This window comes from Trinickia violacea (assembly GCF_005280735.1).
GTDB lineage: Bacteria > Pseudomonadota > Gammaproteobacteria > Burkholderiales > Burkholderiaceae > Trinickia_A > Trinickia_A violacea.
Genome location: NZ_CP040077.1, coordinates 4455006 through 4472488 on the forward strand (window position 1 = coordinate 4455006; position 17483 = coordinate 4472488).

The following is a 17483-nucleotide window of genomic DNA, read 5'->3' on the forward strand; positions in this document are numbered from 1 at the left end:
CACCGATGCTTGAAACGGCCCCGTCTGTTTGAGTCCCCACGCCCCGCCCCAGCCGCCTTAGCGACGTAAAAAATCCAGCGTTTGAATTGCATTTTTTAGACGGTTTAATCAATTGACATTAATAAATCGCACGGCGAAATTACGTCGCACAATTACATTCAGGGAGACGGGCATGTCACATGCCATTTCAAAAGGCGTGGCTTTGGCCATTGCCGCTGCACCGCTTTTCGTCGCGTGCGGCGGCGGCACCGCAAGCGCACCAACCGCCATCAACGCTCCGCAATGTTCGGGCTCGAGCTGCGGCGTGCAGGGCCCGCCTGCCCAGGGCACCACGGCGTCGTTGTGTCCCGCCACGGCGGACATCGTCAATAGCACCTACCTGGGCGGCGCGGGCAGCGGCGAGATCGCGAGCATCCACATCGACGCCGTCGCGATGACCTACACGCTGAAGTGGTACGAATCGCCGATTCCCCTCGCGGCCGGCAACGTCACGCCGACTCGCGCCGGCACGACGATCACCGGCTCGGTCATGCATCCGCCCGCAGGCACGCTGCCGACCGCCGAACAGACGCGCTGTGCGTTCATCCTCGAACCCGGCGCCGGCACCGCGGCGGCTACTGGCGGGACGTACTCGACCACGTCGACCTTCAACTCCGCGAACCCGCCGATGATCCTCATCGGCAATGGCGTCGCAGGCGGCGGCATTCCAGGCGCCGAGGTGCAATACCCGGGCGTCCTGGGATTGTTCGCCGTGCCGGACCGCAAGTTCGACTTTTATCCGTTCATCGGCTTCGCGCAGGTCGACACCCGCCTTGCCGACCTGCGGGGCACCTATAACGCGCTGCTCTATCACATCCAGCCTTCGGACTCGTGGGCCCAAGCCGGCGTCAACGCCGTCGAAACCTTCGATGCGAGCGGCAACTGCTCATCGACCTCCGGCTGCAAGACGACGGGTGGCGCATGGACTGCGAGCACGTCGGGTTCCTACTTCGCGAGCAGCGCCCCGCCGAAGATCGTCAACGGCGCCCAGATCGGACAAAGCGCTCAAGCGCACATGGTGATCGGCCAGTTGAACGGCGCCATCGTGCCGGTGGTCGTGCGCACCGGGAATGCCAATCCCGGCCAGCTGGCCGTCGACGACGAATCGGGCATCGCGCTGCTCACCGCCGCCCAGTCGCTTGCCTCAGGCGGTTTCGACGGCGCCTACGCGGGCGCGGACTCGAACTTCAAGTACACGGCGACGCTGATCCAAGGCGGCTTGGGCAGCTTCGTCAATCCGTCGACGAGCGCGCAGGAATCGGGCTTCGCCTTGCAGTACGGGTTGTCGAGCCCGGGCCTCGTCGGCGTGACGGATCAGCAAGGCAATGCGGGCTTTGCGATCGCGTCGGGTGGGCTCTACGCGATTTTGATCCAGGGCGAGGAGAACGGCGGGATCACGGCGTCGTCGGGGATCGTCGGGCAGACGACGAGCTCGGTGCCGTACTTCGGCATCGGCGCGCTCGTGAGCAAGTAGCTGCGCGTCACCGCAGCACATCAATCAAGAGGCGGCCGACAGGGAGCCAGGCCGCCCGATAACGACAAACATCATGGAGGGGCAGCATGAGTTGGAAAATCTATTCGGCGCTGGCCGTTGCCGCGCCCTTGCTTGCCGCGTGCGGCGGTGGCGGCGGCAGCGGCGGCGGTGATCCGGCGCCCGTGGCCGCGAGCCTGTGCCCGTCGTCGCTCGATTACAGCACCGTCTACACGGGCGGCGGCGGCGACGGCGAACTGGTCAAGCTGCAGCTCGACACGACCAAGCTGACTTGGCAGATCACCTATATCGAATCGCCGATTCCGCAAACCACCGGCACCGTCGCCCCGACGCGCGCCGGCACGACGCAAAGCGGCACGCTGACCCAGGAAACCGGGCTGCCGACGCAAAAGCTCAACAATTGCGCGTACCGGCTGAACGGCGCGAGTCTCGACCCGAACCGGCCGGCGCGCGTCTTCATCGGCGAAGGCGTCGCGGGCGGCACGATTCCGGGCAAGGAGATCCAGTTCAACGGCATCGGCGGCGACGGCGCGGTGCCCGACACGACCTTCCCCTACTACCCGTTCATCGGCTTTTCGTCGCTGCAGACGAACCTCGCGAGCGTCGCGGGCACCTATAACCAGGTCGGCTATCACCAGGTTCCGTCGCAGAACTTCCTGCCCGTGGCGGTCGATTCGAAGATCACGATCAACGCCGACGGCACCTGGATCGAGTGCGACAACACCGGCATCAACGCCGGCACCTGCCAGCAGCCCGGGACCAACCTCGTGCAGTCGGCGGACGGCAGCGGCGCGTTCGAAACCGACCACTTCCAAGGCCAGGCGAAGCCGACGCTCGCGCCGACGCGGGTCGCGAAAGGCTTCATGATCGTCGGTCAATTGCGCGGCCAACTGGTGCCGATCCTGATCCGCACCGGCGTCGCGAACTCGTCGCTCGCGACGAATCCGCAAAACGGCCTGACCGGGCCCGTCGCCGACGACGAATCCGGCATCTCGATCCTCGCACCGCAAACGACGATCGGCCAAGACTCGCAGGACGGCGAGTACATCGGCGTCGACAGCCAGTTCGACTACCGGACGACCGCGCTCGAAGGCACCCAGGCCACGCTGCTCGATCCGTTCAACGCCTCGCAGGCATCGCTCGCGACCGCGCTCAACCTCGACTACACGCAGAGCGTGCCGGGCGTGGTGAGGTCGTCGCACGTGGGCGCGTCGACGGGCAGCGCGGCGACCGGCAAGTTCATTTTCACGGGAGGCATATTCGGCTTTCTCGACGAATCGACGCCGTCGTCGCCGTATTTCACGATCGGCGCATTCGTGCAGTAGTTCGCGGCGCGTTCGCCGGTATGCGCCGGTATCCGCCGGTTAACCAGCAATGAGGCAGGCCCTTTGTGCGACGTCGCTTAGACGTCCACAAAGCGGCCCAATAAGAAGCGGCGCGCGCGGGCATCGAGCCCGGCGCGAGATCCGCACGCCCGCCTGAGGAGGGGGGAACATGATCAAAAAAATAGGCGCCGCGCTCGTCGCGGCCTGGGTCTCGCTCGCCGCGCATGCGCAGCAGGCAGGCGACAACGTGGTCACGCTCGGCTGGTTTCACGTGGCGCCCCAGCAATCGAGCACGGCGCTCACGACGAACGTCGCGCCGACGCCGATCAACACGCCGCTGCGGCTGCCGAATTCGTTCACCTCGGCCGGCACGGGGCTGTCGACCAACAATGCCGATACGGCAGGGCTCGTCACGAGCCACTTCTTCACCGACAACATCGCGCTGACGACCGTCGCCGGCGTGCCGCCGACGTTCAAGGTCTACGGGCACGGCACGATCAAGCCGCCGGGACCGGCCGGCGCGCTCGGCATCCAGAACCTGGGCGATCCGTCGGCGAATCCGATCATCAACAGCGTGCGGCAATGGAGCCCGGCGGTGCTCTTGCAGTACTACTTCGGGAAGGCCACGGCGAAATTCCGGCCGTATGTCGGGATCGGCGTCTCGTATAACTTCTTCACCAATATCCAGCTGAACCCCGCCTTCATCCAGTCGACGCAGAGCAATCTCGGCGCGGTGCTTGCCGCAGGCGCGGGCAAGCCAGGGACGACGACCGTATCGGCGAAAGCGTCGTCGTCATGGGCGCCGGTGTTCAACGTGGGCGCGTCGTATTTCTTCACGAAACACTGGGGCATGACCGCGAATGTGACCTACATCCCGCTGAAGACCACTTCGTCGGTGATCATCAAGGCCGCCGACGGCACGGAGCTCTCCGAGTCGCAGGCGGAATTGAAGGCGGACCCGATCATCACGTTCGTCGCCGTGTCGTACAAGTTTTGACGGGAGTTGCCGGAGATATGGGGAGAAAAGGGGATGAGCTTTGCATGGGACCCAAGTAAGCGCTAAAGCGCTAACTTGGGTCGACAAAAAAAAAGCCCGCCTAGGTTGGCGGGCTGAATCCATATCAGAGGAGACATGGAGGAGACAGTTCCTACTATAGCAAACCCTGTGATGCAGTGCAACATCTTCGTATTCCGCTGTTCTGGGGCGTTGCGCTTGCGCGACACCCGAAGTCAATCCGCCCGCTCGCACGCCATCGACAAGATGAAGCTCAATTGATCCTCTGCCAACGGCTTGATGAGATGCACGTCGATACCGGCAGCGAGCGCCATCTCTCGATATTGCGGCTGCCCCCAGCCAGTGAGCGCGATCAACAGCAGGGAACGCTCCCCCGCCATGTCCCGCAATCGGCGCGCGGTTGCCAGGCCGTCGAGCTCTGGGCCGCCGATGTCGAGAATCGCGACATCCGGCCATTGGCGCTCGGCGATGCTGAGCGCATCGGCCGCGGTGTGCGCGAGCGTCAAGTCGTAGCCCATCTCATCGAGCAGATTCGCAAGGCCGGCTAACGCATCGTCGTCGCGGCCGGCGATCAATATGCTCTTATGCACGGTGCCTCCCGATGTGTCGGCTGCATTTCCTCGTTTGATCGGTTTCACGCCGAATAGATTTCACTTTCTCGCAACAATCTGTTGCGTATTCCCCCGATCGGGCCGCAAACATCACATCAATCCTTCTGAATCGCACTCCAAACTGTTGTCTGAAACGCTGATTTACGCAAGCGCTTTTCAGCACTCGGTTAAAAGAAAATCGTTTTCTATCACGTCGCCAACTTTTTTTTGCGACCGCGTCGAACCCTTTTTGAACGGCAGTTCGATTCAAACGGGTGCGGGCCCACAAAAAAGCGTCAAACCCTCATCCAGTCGGCGGCCGAGTGTCCGGTCTCGAACAGTCCGCATTCCTCATACCGTTCAAATTCAATCGCAAACGATTGCGCATTCCACGCACTTAGCACCGGCCGATCGTTAAAGTTCCGCGCCGCTTTTCCGTAGACGCAACCAAGCAGTTCGACAGTGTCCGTTCCGTAGCGGCAGCCGCAATGAAAGCCGTATGCGAAGGATGTGTTGCCGTTCTTCGCTTGCGCGTCACCCAGGCTCGCAAGCGGCTTTCACCGCAAAGGAAGTCTCGTGAAACCGATTTTCGATACGAGCGTTGCTCGCGCAATGCTCGGGGCAGCGCTCGTCTATGCGCCGCTCGCCTACGGGTCTCTTGGGCAATCCGCCAGTTCCATTGCGAACGACGAAGCGTCGATGCAAGCCGTCAGTCACGCGAGCGTCGCGCAAGCGGCCTATTCAGTTCATACGATTACGCTGCCCTCCGGCACCGTGGTGCGCGAATACGTCGCGCCAAACGGCATCGTGTTCGGCGTGGCTTGGGACGGTCCGACACTGCCCGATTTGAAGACCACGCTCGGCGCCGCGTTCGACCGCTATGTCGCCGCGAGCTCGACGGGGCGCGGCAATCCGCTCGCGGTGTCGGCGGATGATCTGGTCGTGTACTCAGGCGGGCACTTGCGTGCGTTTGCCGGGCATGCGTATCTGCCCGCGGCATTGCCCGCTGGCGTCAACGCCAGCGTCGTTCAGTGACGGAGCGCATATGCGTGCTTTCTCTTCGCTCTATCGGCTCGCGCTCGCGACCGCCCTTGCCGCCACGATGCTTTCCGCCTGCGGCGGCGGCGGAGGAGGCTCCTCATCCGCGGCGTCCTCGGCGACCAACTCGAGTTCGAGCGGCACAACCAACACTTCGGCCGCGCCCGCGGTAGTCGCCAATGCGGCGACGATCAGCGTCGACAGCGGCATTTCGAATGTGCCGAATATGCCGTTCGTGAGCGTCACCGTCTGCGCGCCGGGGAGCGGAAATTGTCGGACGATCGATCACGTGCTCGTCGATACCGGGTCATGGGGCTTGCGGGTGTTCGCGTCGCAATTGCCGGCGTCGGTCGCATTGCCGCAGGAATCCGACGCGAACGGCAACGCGCTCGCCGAATGCATGCAGTTCTTCGACGGCTATACCTGGGGCTCGATCCGCACGGCCGACGTGAAGATCGCGGGCGAAACCGCGGCGTCGCTCCCGATCCAAGTGATCGATCCGAACTACGCGACCGTGCCCTCCAGTTGCTCGAACACCGGCACGTCGCGCAACACGCCTGGCGCGCTGGCGGCAAACGGCATCCTCGGCATCGGCGTCTTCAAGCACGATTGCGGCGCCGCTTGTGCAGGGCAGGCCGTCGCGGGGACGTATTACACGTGTCCCGCGTCGGGCTGCACCTCGCTTGCGGTCGCGGAGCCGCTGCAGGTCGCCAATCCGATCCCCTACTTCGCAACCGACAACAACGGCGCGATCGTCAGCCTTCCGGCATCCCCGGCGACTGGCGAAGTGTCGCTCACCGGTCAGCTGATCTTCGGCATCGGCACGCAAAGCAACAACGGACTGGGCTCGGCGCAAGTGCTCGCGGCCGACGCGTCGACGGGCAACTTCACGACTGTGCAGAACGGCACGACCTATACGAAAAGCCTGATCGACAGTGGCTCGACGGGGATCTTTTTCGCTACCAGCCAGATGTCCGCGTGCGCGAGTCCGAACAACGGGTACTACTGTCCGGCGTCGAACGAGCAGTTCAGTGCGGTCAATGAGGGTGTCAACGGCGTGACGAGCTCGGTGACGTTCACCGTCGGCAACGCCACTGCAATCGCCGCGACCCGCGGCGGCGATGCGGTGCTGCCGCTGTTGGCCGGTCCAGCGTTCGTCACTTCGTCGGTATTCGACTGGGGGCTGCCGTTCTTCTATGGCCGCAATATTTACGCGGCGATCGAGCAGCAATCTACGCCGGGCGGCACCGGCCCCTACTTCGCGTACTGACCCGGGCGCGCCACACCGCGGATATAAAAAAGGGAGCGCCGGCGACGCTCCCTTTTTTCGCGCGATGGCGATTCGTCAGTGCCGCACGAGCGCCATCATCGCGCCGAATCCGACGAACACGCCGCCCGTCAGGCGATTGAACGCCTTCGCGACGCTGCGGCTCTTGAGCGTCGCGCCGATGCGCAGGCCAAAGCCTGCGTAGACCAGGTACCAGCTCACCTCGATCACCGCGAACGTCGCGACGAGAATGCCGAATTGCGGGAGCTTCGGCGCGGCCTCGTTGATGAACTGCGGCAACAGGGCCGCCGCGAACAGGATCGCCTTCGGGTTGCTGCTCGCGACCAGGAAGCCGTTGCGATAGAGCGCCGCGGGCGAACGGACGGGCTTTGCGGCGGCTTCGACGCTGTTTGCGTCAGGCGCTTCGTCGACCTTCGCGCGCCACGCCTTCACGCCGAGATACACGAGGTAGGCGGCGCCGATCAGCCGCAGCGCGTTGAACATCGCCGGCCATGCTTCGAGAAACACGCCGAGCCCCGCCGCCGACACTGACAGCATCAGCACCAGCGCCGACAGGCACCCCGCCATCGTCGCGCTCGCGCGGCGCAGGCCGTGCTGCGCGCCGTGCGTCATCACGAGCAGCATGTTGGGGCCGGGAATGGCGGAAACGACGAAAACGGTGGCGACGTAAAGCCACCAGGTATGCAGATTCATGGCGATGGCGCGGGCTGGTGAGTCGGAATGGGCTGAACGGGTGATTATGCCTGCAAGCGTCGAATTATTCCGGGCGGCCGCGGCGCGCGGGCGCGTAGCCCGCCCACGCCGGTCGCCCGCATCGGCCGCCGGCTCGGCCCCGTTTAGCGCGCGGCGCGGCGCGCCGCCACTTGTCCGAGCACCGCGAAGTCCTTGTCGCCGTCGCCGTGCGCGATCGCGTCGAGCAGGCTGTCGCGCACGACGCTCGCGATCGGCAGCGGCGTGGACGCGGCATCGCCGGCGGCGAGCGCGAGCCGCACGTCCTTCAAGCCCAGACGCGCCTTGAACATCGCCGGCTCGTAGCGCCCCTCGGCGATCAGCTTGCCGTAGCCCTGGTACACGGGCCCGGGAAACGCGCTGCTCGTGATCACGTCAAGAAAATCCGACATCGCGACGCCATAGCCGCCGAGCAGCGCCGACGCTTCGCCGAGCGTCTCCACCGCCGAGGCCAGCGTGAAGTTCGCCGCGAGCTTCACGACGTTCGCATGCTGCGGCAAGGAACCGAGGCGCCACGTCTTCTGCCCGATCGCATCGAATATCGGCTGCACGCGGTCGATCGCTTCGGCGGGGCCCGCCGCCATGATCGTGAGCTTCGCCGCGGCGGCCACGTCGGGACGTCCCATCACCGGCGCGGCCACATAGTTGAGCCCGCGCGCCGCGTGCTCGTGCGCGAGTTCCTCGGCGAAAGCGACCGAAACCGTCGCCAGGTTCACGTGAATCAGGCCGCGCGGCGCATGTTCGAGCAGCGCGGCATCGAACACCGCGCGCGCGGCCGCGTCGTCGGCGAGCATCGAGAGCACCGCATCGCCCGCGAACGCATGGGCGGGCGTTTCGACCACTTGCGCGCCGAGCGCCTCGAGCGAGCGCGCGCGCTCGGCCGTGCGGTTCCATACCCTGACGCGATGCCCCGCCTTCAGGAGATTCGCCACCATCGCGCTGCCCATGCTGCCCAGACCGATAAAACCGATATCCATGGATTGCTCCTTCGTTTCTCCGCAAAGAACTAGCGAGTAGAGCACAAGCGCGTGAAGCTTGCTGGCGGCCGGATTCACTCGCCAAGCGCCGATTCGCATGATGAAGAGACTGCCTGCCGGCCCGGCGAGCCGCTCGCCTTGGTGCCATACTGATCCGATGGCTCCCGTCACCGCGACTTTCCGCTTCTATGAAGAGCTGAACGACTTCATCGCCCGGCCGCTGCGCAGGCGGTCGTTCAGTTGCGTGTGCCCGCCCGCCGCGACGGCCAAACATATGATCGAAGCGCTCGGCGTGCCCCATACGGAAGTCGAATTGATCCTCGTGAACGGGGAATCGGTCGGCTTCGAGCGGATTCTCGAGGACGGCGACCGCGTCGCGGTCTACCCCAAATTCGAGGCGCTCGACATCCGCCCGCTGCTGCGCGTGCGCGCCGAGCCGCTGCGCATGATCCGCTTCGTCGCCGACGCGCATCTCGGCGGCCTCGCGCAATTGCTGCGGCTCGCGGGTTTCGACACGCTCTACGACAATCACTACGCGGACGCCGCGATCGAAGCGCTCGCCGCCGCGGAACAACGGATCGTGCTCACCCGCGACCGCGAGCTGCTCAAGCGCCGCACGATCACCCACGGCTGCTACGTGCGCGCGCTGAAACCCGAGGCCCAGTTGCGCGAGATTTTCGGGCGGCTCGATCTCGCGGGCAGCGCGCGGCCGTTCCGGCTGTGCCTGACTTGCAATGCACCGCTGCGGCGGATCGAGAAAGAAGAAGTGGCTGACCGCGCGCCCCAGGGCGTGCTCGAACGTCATACTCAGTTCGTCACCTGCGACGTCTGCCGGCGGGTCTTCTGGGAAGGCTCGCACTGGAGGCGCATGCGCGCGCTGATGGACGCCGTCGTGGACGGCGTGCACGCCGTGCATGCCGCGCCGCCCGCCGCGGGAGGCGCACAATGATGGCTCGGGCGGCCGCGTGACGCGCGCGCCGCCGCCAACGCATCGCCGCCCCCTTTACACCACCGACCCCGCCATCAAACTTCAAACCAAGCCCCGGAGACACCCGCCATGCGCCATCGCCCCGATTCGGACCAGCCGCACCGCCTGCGCAGCCGCCGCTGGTTCGACGATCCGTCCAACCCCGGCATGACCGCGCTCTATCTCGAGCGCTACATGAACTACGGCATCACGCGCGAAGAGCTGCAGTCGGGCAAGCCGATCGTCGGCATCGCGCAGACCGGGTCGGACCTGGCGCCGTGCAATCGTCATCACCTGGAGCTCGCCGGGCGCGTGCGCGACGGCATCCGCGACGCGGGCGGCATCCCGCTCGAATTCCCGGTCCATCCGATTCAGGAGACCGGCAAGCGCCCCACCGCCGCGCTCGACCGCAATCTCGCCTACCTCGGGCTCGTCGAGATCCTGCACGGTTATCCGATCGACGGCGTGGTCCTGACCACCGGCTGCGACAAGACCACGCCCGCGTGCCTGATGGCCGCCGCCACCGTCAACATCCCGGCGATCGTGCTCTCGGGCGGGCCGATGCTCGACGGCTGGTGGCACGGCAAGCTCGCGGGCTCGGGCACGGTCATCTGGCATGCGCGCAAGCGGCTCGCGGCGGGCGAGATCGATTACGAGGAATTCATGAACATGGTGGCGTCGTCGGCGCCGTCGGCGGGGCACTGCAATACGATGGGCACGGCGCTGTCGATGAATTCGCTGGCTGAGGCGCTCGGCATGTCGCTGCCCGGCTGCGCCGCGATTCCCGCCCCGTATCGCGAGCGCGGACAGATGGCCTACGCCACCGGCAAACGCATCGTCGGCATGATCCACGAGAACCTGCGCCCGTCGGACATCATGACCCAGGGCGCGTTCGAGAACGCCGTGGTCGCGGCGGCCGCGCTCGGCGGGTCGTCGAATTGTCCGATTCACATGATCGCGATTGCGCGGCACATGGGCGTCGAGCACACGCTCGACGACTGGCAGCGGCTCGGGCCGGACGTGCCGCTCCTGGTCGATTGCCAGCCGGCCGGGCGTTTTCTCGGCGAGGCGTTCCATCGCGCGGGCGGCGTGCCGGCGGTCATGAAAGAGCTGCTCGATGCCGGCAAGCTGGACGGCAGCGTGCGCACGGTCACGGGACGCACGCTGGCCGAAGACCTCGCGAACGTCGCCGAGCCGGATCGCGAAGTGATTCGCCGCTACGCAGAACCGCTCAAGGAAGCCGCGGGCTATGTCGTGATGTCGGGCAACCTGTTCGACAGCGCCGTCATGAAGATCAGCGTGATCGATTCGGCGTTCCGCAAGCGCTTCCTCTCCGATCCTGAGCATCCCGATGTGTTCGAAGGACGCGCCGTCGTGTTCGAAGGGCCCGAGGATTATCACGAGCGCATTGAAGATCCCGAGCTCGGCGTCGACGCCCAATCGGTGCTCGTGATCCGCAATAGCGGCCCGGTCGGGTATCCGGGCGGCGCCGAGGTCGTCAACATGCAGCCGCCCGCCGCGCTCATCAAGGAAGGCATCGATACGCTGCCGACCATCGGCGACGGACGGCAAAGCGGGACGTCGGCGAGCCCGTCGATTCTGAATGTGTCGCCTGAAGCGGCGGTCGGCGGCAATCTCGCGCTGCTCAAGACCGGCGACAAGATCCGTATCGATCTGCAAGCGCGCAAAGTCGACGTGATGATTTCGGCGGACGAACTCGCCGCGCGCCGCGCCGCGTGGAAGGCGCCGCTCCTGCAGCACAAGACGCCGTGGGAGGAGATCTATCGCAGCATGGTCGGCCAGCACGCGACCGGCGCTTGCCTCGAGCACGCGACGCTGTATCTGAACGTCATCGAGACGCGCGGCGAGTCACGGCACAATCATTGACCCATGGAATCGGCGAGCCCGTGCTGTGCGTACAATACGGGCCCACCCAATAGGCCAATCACTGGGCCGCACCCTACCCAACCGCAGGACACTTTCGCATGGCAATGAAGAAAACCGACCTTGAAAAAAACAAGGCGCTCAAACTGACCCACTCGATGAAGCAGACGCGCTCCGAGCGCTTCGGCGCAGGCACGCCGGAAGTGCTCGACCGTCGCGAGCAGCGCAAGCTCGATCAGGCGAAAGGGCTCGTGCCGTTCGCGTGCAAGCTCGACGGCGAGCTCGTGGCGACGCTAAAAGAACGCGCGGCCAGCCATCCGGAAGGGATGAACGGCCTGCTCGACGAACTGCTGCGCAAAGGTCTCGCAGCGAGTTAAAACGCCACGACGGTCAGCGCATCGGCAACCGCTTCGTTGCCGATGCGCTGGCCGTTGTTGTTCGGGTTCGGAATCCCGCCGATCCGATACAGAGGTGTGCAGAAGAATTCGGGGCATATGCACTATGTAATTGAAACGTAAGAAAATTTTTCTGAGATATGCGTTGACTCGACTGATAGCGAATCACTAAAATTCAAATGTTTCCACAAATGGGGCATATGCCTTGGACAGCTGCAGTAGTCGATCTTCGAACAGTTTTTCTGCCTGACAGGCACGACGCCCCGCGCTGATTCCTCTTTAGCCGCCGTCATGCCAGCAGGCAGACGGTGCGCATCGCAGTAGCTTCCGCAGTACTTCCTTCGCACCTCTTCGATCGATACGCCGTCTTCGCGACGTGTGCGCGTTCGCACATCCGCTTCGATGGTTTGGCGCATCGAGCCATCAGGCTCGCGGCGCTGTTCGTTCATGCCTTTTCGATCGCCGCGCTCCCGCAGCCCGGCACTCGAAGCGGCGTGCGGTTCAACACATCCGTGCTTCGCGACGCGACAACGCGAAAGACAAAAGGAAACCGAAATGCCCGACCCTGAGCCCAGTCACTCTTGCCGTACCCGCGCCATGACGCGCTCACTTTTTTGCTTTGCCTGACGGAAGGCCCGCATTCGTTCCTCCCCACACGTCCGATCGCCCAGATCCGTGTGAGCTGAAACTGGAGTGGCCACCCTCGGGCCCCAGGTTTCAATAATTTTGGAGGATTCACCATGCACTTCGCTCTTCTCGTATCGCAGCTCCCGCACGTCGACGAAGCTCGCCACCACTACAACGAGATGCTGATGCTCGAGCCGCGCCCGAACGTCTCGACCCGCGTGGCCGCGGCGTTCTGGACCGCGCTCAAGAAGCTCGCTCGCTGACGACACAGAAATAGCGCAGCCCGCCGCTCGAACCACGTCGTCCGGCAGGCTGCGCCACGACCGCATTCGCTTTATCCATAGGAAAACTAAAAATGTCCACACCTGCAAACGTCTCGTCGACGACACGCAGCGCCGTGCTCGACGACGCCCACGTGGGCGATATTCGTGGTGCGTTCGGCACGATCGCACACCACGACACCGCGCCGCGCACCAACTGGTGGGCGCGCCTGCGCACGCTGCTCGCGATTCTCGGCCCGGGCCTCATCGTGATGGTCGGCGACAACGATGCCGGCGCGTTCGGCACCTATACGCAAGCCGGCCAAAACTACGGCACGACGCTGCTCTGGACGCTCGCGCTCCTGATCCCGGTGCTGTACGTGAACCAGGAAATGGTGCTCCGCCTTGGCGCCGTGACGGGCGTCGGCCATGCGCGCCTGATCTTCGAACGCTTCGGCAAGTTCTGGGGCGCATTCAGCGTCATCGATCTGTTCCTGCTCAACGCGCTCACGATCGTCACCGAATTCATCGGCATCACCTTCGCGCTCGACTATCTCGGCGTGTCGAAGATTCTCGGCGTCTGCATCGCCGCCGTGCTGACGATGGCGGCCGTGAGTACCGGCAACTTCAGGCGCTTCGAACGCTTTGCGATCGTGCTGTGCCTGTTGAGCCTGCTGCTGGTTCCGGTGCTCGTCTCGATCCATCCGCCCGTCAGCCAGATCTCGCGCGATTTCTTCATCCCGAACTGGCCCGCGAACTCGAAGCTCTCCGACGTGATGCTGCTCGTGATCGGCATCGTCGGCACGACCGTGGCGCCGTGGCAGCTGTTCTTCCAGCAAAGCTATGTGATCGACAAGCGCATCACGCCGCGCTTCATGAAGTACGAAAAAGCTGACCTGTGGATCGGCATTGCGTTCGTGATCATCGGCGCTGTCGCGATGATGGCGTTCTGCGCGGCGCTCTTCGGCGGCAAGCCCGAGTTCGGCAACTTCACCGACGCAGGCGGCGTGATCGCCGGGCTGCACAAGTATGTCGGCCCGACCTCGGCGACGATCTTCGCCGTCGCGCTGCTCGACGCTTCGATCATCGGCGCCGCCGCGGTCTCGCTCGCGACGGCCTACGCCATCGGCGACGTGTTCAAGATCCGCCACTCGCTGCATCGCAGCGTGCTCGACGCGAAGGGCTTCTACCTCGTGTACTTCGGCATCATCGGGCTCGCCGCGGCGCTCGTGCTGATGCCGGGCAGCCCGCTCGGCCTCCTGACCGAAGCCGTGCAGACGCTCGCCGGCGTGCTCCTGCCGAGCGCCACCGTGTTCCTGCTGCTCCTGTGCAACGACCGCGCCGTGCTCGGTCCGTGGGTGAACGGCAAGAAGCTGAACCTGTTCACGGGCGCCATCATCTGGACTCTGGTTGTGCTGTCGATCATCCTGACCGCCGCCACCGTCTATCCGGATATCAGCGGAAAGGCGATCGTCGAGATCCTCGTCGGCGGCACGCTGCTCGCAGTCGTGGGCTACGTTGCGACCGAAATCGTGCGCAGGACGCGCGGCCCGGTGGAACAGGAAGCGCCGGCGCCGAGCAAGGCGGCTTTGAAGAAGGTCCGCGACACGTGGCGCATGCCGCCGCTCGAGGATTTGCCGAAGCCGAATCTCACGCTGTCCAAGCGTGTGTGGATGGGCGTGCTGCGTGCTTATCTGGTGATCGCGGTGGGTCTGGTGATCGTCAAGGTCGTGGAGATGGCGTTGCATTGAAGTCGAGCCACAGGCTGCGGCGGTGCCATTGAGCCGCCGCGCTGCGGTCTGAAAACAAAAAGGCCAGAGCGGAAACGCTCTGGCCTTTTTGTTTGCTGCGCTCGCCGATCTGCGGCAGGTCGATCAATTCACCGCAGCGTCCGCCGCGATCGCCCAGTCGTCCGGTTCCGCCCGCGCGGCACCGGCATGGGTCGCAGTCCATTTGCGCGTGGCTGTCGATCCTCCCGCGCGCGCGAAGTCCGAACGATTGCGCAGCTTGAAACCGGTCAAGGTCTGCTGCAGCCGCGCCGCCTGCTCCGACAGCGACTGTGCGGCCGCCGCGGCCTCCTCGACCAGCGCGGCATTCTGCTGCGTCACTTCGTCCATCTGCGTCACCGCGATGCTGACTTGTCCGATGCCGCGCCCCTGCTCTTCCGATGCGCCCGCGATCTCGGCGATGAGTCCGCTGACGCGCTCGACGTCGCCGCGAATGCCGGTCATCGTCTCACCGGTGCGGTGCACGAGCGTCGAGCCCGCGGCGACGCGCGCGACGGAATCCGATATCAAGTCGCGAATCTCGCGCGCCGCGCTCGCCGAGCGTTGCGCGAGCGTGCGGACCTCGCCCGCCACGACTGCAAAGCCGCGCCCCTGCTCGCCCGCGCGCGCCGCCTCGACGGCTGCGTTCAGCGCGAGGATATTGGTCTGGAACGCGATGCTTTCGATCACCGTGATGATCCCTTCGACGTTCTTCGAGCTCTCGGCGATGCCTTGCATCGTCGCCACGATTTCATCGACCGCATTCGCGCCCGCGCCGACGTCCTGCGTCACGCGCGCCGACATTTCGTTCGCGTGGCGCGCGTTGCCGGCGTTGTGCTGCACCGTGCTCGTCAATTCCTCCATGCTGGCAGCGGTTTCCTCGAGCGACGCAGCTTGCTGTTCCGTGCGCTGCGACAAATCGATGTTGCCGGCCGCGATCTCGTGCGCCGCCGACGTCACCGCCGCCGCCACTTCGCCGACACCGCGCAACACGCCGGACAGCTTGCTCGCCATCTCGTTGAGCGCATGGAGCAGGTCCGCGATTTCGTCCTTGCCTTCGGGCCTCAGCTCGACCGTGAAGTCGCCGGCGGCGACCTGGTTCGCCGCGAATACGGCCGTAGCGAGCGGCCGCGTGATGCGCCGCGTGACGGCCCAGGCCAACACCGACCCGGCCAGCACGGCGAGCAAGGCCGCCGCGATCATCACCGTGCGCGAGATCGTGGAGACACGCGCGCTGGCGTCGACCGCGAGCGAGGCCGCATGGGCTTGGTAGTTGGAGAGCGCACGCAAATCGTCGGCGAACCGGTGCAGCTTGACGTAGGTGTCGCCGTACGCGAGCTGGACGGCTTCGTCGCGCTTACCGGCGTCGACGAGCGCGATCGTCTGCGTGCACGCATCGTTGTAGAGCGCTTCGGAGGCGCGCGCCTTCGCCAGCACGGCCTGGCCGTCCGCCTCCGTGAGCATCGCGCCGAGCTTTTGCAGCGCGTCGTCGTACTCGGATTGATTGTCGTGCAGACGGTCGCGCGCTTCGCGCATGCGGTCGGCGGACGGATCGGAGGCGATCTGGAAGACCCGCGCGATGCTGCCGCGCTCGTTGTCGAGCGCGCGCGTCACCTGGACGCCGGCGGCCCAGTCGTGCTCGACGAGGTGCGTCGTGCCGTCGGCCATCTTCGACATCGAGACGATCGCCACGACGCACATGGCAAAAATCAGACAAATAAGAACTGCGAAACTAATGGCAAGGCGCTGCCCGATTTTCACAATGACTCCATCCCGTTCGTTCGACCGCAGGCGATGCCGTCGGCATCATTCAGGTCGTTAACGGCACGGGCAACGGAGTCTTTATCGCTCGAGGACGGTTATCGCCAAGGCCGCGCTATGGGATCGTTTCCATCACGTTACGCATCGTGACAGCGCGCTCGCCACGCGAACGCCGTCACGCCGCGAGCGCTTCCTGTGCGGCGTCGTAGCGGCCGATGCTGGCCGCGCCGTTCAGCCGCGCACGCTTGATGAGCGCCTGCTGCGCCGCGCCGAGGTTCGCGGCCTGCCCCTTCCAGGCTTTGAGCGGCGGCTCCTGCAGTGCGCGTCCGTAGGAAAAGCTCAGCGGCCACGGGCGCCGGCCCGTGCGATTGATCGCATCGAGATTGGCGGTGGCCTCCTCCGGCGTTTGCCCGCCCGACAGGAAAAAGATGCCCGCCACAGCGGCCGGCACCGTGCGACCGAGCACGCACACGGTCTGCGCCGCGATCTCGGCGGCCGGCGCCTGCCGCGCGTGCTCCTTGCCCGCGACGACCATGCTCGGCTTGAGCAGCATGTGCTCGAGCGTCACCGCATGGCGATGGAGCGCGTCGAACACTTCGTGAAGCACGGCTTCGGTCACCTCCGCGCAACGCTCGATCGAGTGGCCGCCGTCCATCAGCACCTCCGGCTCGACGATCGGCACGATGCCGGCCTCCTGGCAGATCGCCGCATAGCGCGCGAGCGACGCCGCATTGGTTTCGATCGCGAGGCGGCTCGGCAACATATCCGACACGTTGTACACCGCGCGCCATTTCGCGAATCGCGCGCCCTGCTTCTTGTAGCCGTCGAGACGCTTCGCCAGGCCGTCGAGTCCCTCGGTCACTTCGTCGCCCGGCGCATGGGCGAGCGCGATCTTGCCCGCGTCCACCTTGATGCCCGGCACGATGCCGTGGCGCGCCGCCAGCTCCGGCAGCGGCGTGCCGTCGTCGGCGCACTGGCCGAGCGTCTCTTCGTACAGGATGACCCCGCTCACGAACTCGCCGAGGCCCGCGGTCGAGAGCAGCAGACTGCGCCACGCCCGGCGGTTCTCCTCGGTCGATTCGACGCCTATCGTCTTGAAGCGCTTGGCGATAGTGCCGCCGCTCTCGTCGGCCGCCAGCAGTCCTTTGCCCGGCTGGACCAGCGTGTCGATCGTGCTTTGGAGTTCGTCCCGAATGCTCATGGTGTGGCCCTCCGTGGAAGTGGCTTGAGCGGCGCCCGTTGTCGGCGTGGATACGCGCTAGTCTGCGCGGCAAATAGACCGGGTGCCAGCATTGGATCGAGCCAAATGCGGCCCAGGTCTCGCAATCCA

The 17483-nt window shown here is 65.2% G+C and carries 17 protein-coding genes; 10 read left to right on the forward strand and 7 right to left on the reverse strand.

Features of this window, described 5'->3' with window-relative positions; all coding sequences use genetic code 11:
- Positions 1 to 172 precede the first annotated feature (172 nt).
- The 3 genes from FAZ95_RS20430 (at position 173) to FAZ95_RS20440 (ending at position 3853) form a co-directional block, all read left to right on the forward strand.
- A complete protein-coding gene (locus tag FAZ95_RS20430; RefSeq protein ID WP_137334094.1) occupies positions 173 to 1513 on the forward strand; it encodes a DUF2957 domain-containing protein in 1341 nt (446 codons plus the stop codon).
- A gap of 86 nt (positions 1514 to 1599) precedes the next feature.
- Positions 1600 to 2856 (forward strand): DUF2957 domain-containing protein, encoded by a 1257-nt coding sequence (locus FAZ95_RS20435; RefSeq protein ID WP_137334095.1) that lies wholly within the window; start codon positions 1600 to 1602, stop codon positions 2854 to 2856.
- A gap of 169 nt (positions 2857 to 3025) precedes the next feature.
- A complete protein-coding gene (locus tag FAZ95_RS20440) occupies positions 3026 to 3853 on the forward strand; it encodes an OmpW/AlkL family protein (protein WP_137334096.1) in 828 nt (275 codons plus the stop codon).
- Positions 3854 to 4086: 233 nt separating this feature from the next.
- On the opposite strand, the gene FAZ95_RS20445 is transcribed toward FAZ95_RS20440, so the two are convergent.
- Positions 4087 to 4461 carry a response regulator gene (locus tag FAZ95_RS20445; RefSeq protein WP_137334097.1) on the reverse strand — a complete coding sequence of 125 codons (375 nt, stop codon included), beginning with the start codon at positions 4459 to 4461 and terminating at the stop codon, positions 4087 to 4089.
- Between the two features lie 612 nt (positions 4462 to 5073).
- Between FAZ95_RS20445 and FAZ95_RS20450 the strand changes: the two genes are divergently transcribed.
- A complete protein-coding gene (locus tag FAZ95_RS20450) occupies positions 5074 to 5496 on the forward strand; it encodes a DUF2844 domain-containing protein (RefSeq protein ID WP_175425705.1) in 423 nt (140 codons plus the stop codon).
- A gap of 10 nt (positions 5497 to 5506) precedes the next feature.
- The gene (locus tag FAZ95_RS20455; protein WP_137334099.1) at positions 5507 to 6769 is read left to right on the forward strand and encodes a DUF3443 domain-containing protein; all 1263 of its coding nucleotides are present in this window, start codon (positions 5507 to 5509) and stop codon (positions 6767 to 6769) included.
- A gap of 75 nt (positions 6770 to 6844) precedes the next feature.
- Here the strand turns inward: FAZ95_RS20455 and FAZ95_RS20460 are convergent, their stop codons facing one another.
- A complete protein-coding gene (locus tag FAZ95_RS20460) occupies positions 6845 to 7480 on the reverse strand; it encodes a LysE family translocator (protein WP_137334100.1) in 636 nt (211 codons plus the stop codon).
- Positions 7481 to 7623: 143 nt separating this feature from the next.
- On the reverse strand, positions 7624 to 8493 hold the full coding sequence (locus tag FAZ95_RS20465; RefSeq protein WP_137334101.1) for an NAD(P)-dependent oxidoreductase: 870 nt from the start codon (positions 8491 to 8493) through the stop codon (positions 7624 to 7626).
- A 157-nt stretch (positions 8494 to 8650) separates the two neighbouring features.
- Between FAZ95_RS20465 and FAZ95_RS20470 the strand changes: the two genes are divergently transcribed.
- The 3 genes from FAZ95_RS20470 (at position 8651) to FAZ95_RS20480 (ending at position 11721) form a co-directional block, all read left to right on the forward strand.
- Positions 8651 to 9442 (forward strand): Mut7-C RNAse domain-containing protein, encoded by a 792-nt coding sequence (locus tag FAZ95_RS20470; RefSeq protein WP_137334645.1) that lies wholly within the window; start codon positions 8651 to 8653, stop codon positions 9440 to 9442.
- A gap of 108 nt (positions 9443 to 9550) precedes the next feature.
- Positions 9551 to 11347 carry an IlvD/Edd family dehydratase gene (locus tag FAZ95_RS20475; RefSeq protein WP_137334102.1) on the forward strand — a complete coding sequence of 599 codons (1797 nt, stop codon included), beginning with the start codon at positions 9551 to 9553 and terminating at the stop codon, positions 11345 to 11347.
- 98 nt (positions 11348 to 11445) lie between these two features.
- Positions 11446 to 11721 (forward strand): hypothetical protein, encoded by a 276-nt coding sequence (locus FAZ95_RS20480; protein WP_137334103.1) that lies wholly within the window; start codon positions 11446 to 11448, stop codon positions 11719 to 11721.
- 122 nt (positions 11722 to 11843) lie between these two features.
- Here FAZ95_RS20480 and FAZ95_RS20485 read toward each other — a convergent pair whose 3' ends face one another.
- Positions 11844 to 12188 carry a hypothetical protein gene (locus tag FAZ95_RS20485; protein WP_137334104.1) on the reverse strand — a complete coding sequence of 115 codons (345 nt, stop codon included), beginning with the start codon at positions 12186 to 12188 and terminating at the stop codon, positions 11844 to 11846.
- A gap of 291 nt (positions 12189 to 12479) precedes the next feature.
- Between FAZ95_RS20485 and FAZ95_RS39400 the strand changes: the two genes are divergently transcribed.
- Entirely contained in the window at positions 12480 to 12629 is a 150-nt protein-coding gene (locus FAZ95_RS39400; protein ID WP_175425654.1) for a hypothetical protein, read from the forward strand.
- A 92-nt stretch (positions 12630 to 12721) separates the two neighbouring features.
- The gene (locus FAZ95_RS20490; protein ID WP_137334105.1) at positions 12722 to 14377 is read left to right on the forward strand and encodes an NRAMP family divalent metal transporter; all 1656 of its coding nucleotides are present in this window, start codon (positions 12722 to 12724) and stop codon (positions 14375 to 14377) included.
- Here the strand turns inward: FAZ95_RS20490 and FAZ95_RS39760 are convergent.
- The 3 genes from FAZ95_RS39760 to FAZ95_RS20500 form a co-directional block, all read right to left on the reverse strand.
- The gene (locus FAZ95_RS39760; RefSeq protein ID WP_217497413.1) at positions 14349 to 14504 is read right to left on the reverse strand and encodes a hypothetical protein; all 156 of its coding nucleotides are present in this window, start codon (positions 14502 to 14504) and stop codon (positions 14349 to 14351) included. The genes FAZ95_RS20490 and FAZ95_RS39760 overlap by 29 nt on opposite strands.
- A complete protein-coding gene (locus FAZ95_RS20495) occupies positions 14501 to 16093 on the reverse strand; it encodes a methyl-accepting chemotaxis protein (RefSeq protein ID WP_137334106.1) in 1593 nt (530 codons plus the stop codon). Before FAZ95_RS20495 ends, FAZ95_RS39760 begins: the two co-directional genes overlap by 4 nt.
- A 235-nt stretch (positions 16094 to 16328) precedes the next feature.
- Positions 16329 to 17354 (reverse strand): class I fructose-bisphosphate aldolase, encoded by a 1026-nt coding sequence (locus tag FAZ95_RS20500; protein ID WP_137334107.1) that lies wholly within the window; start codon positions 17352 to 17354, stop codon positions 16329 to 16331.
- Positions 17355 to 17483: the final 129 nt, after the last annotated feature.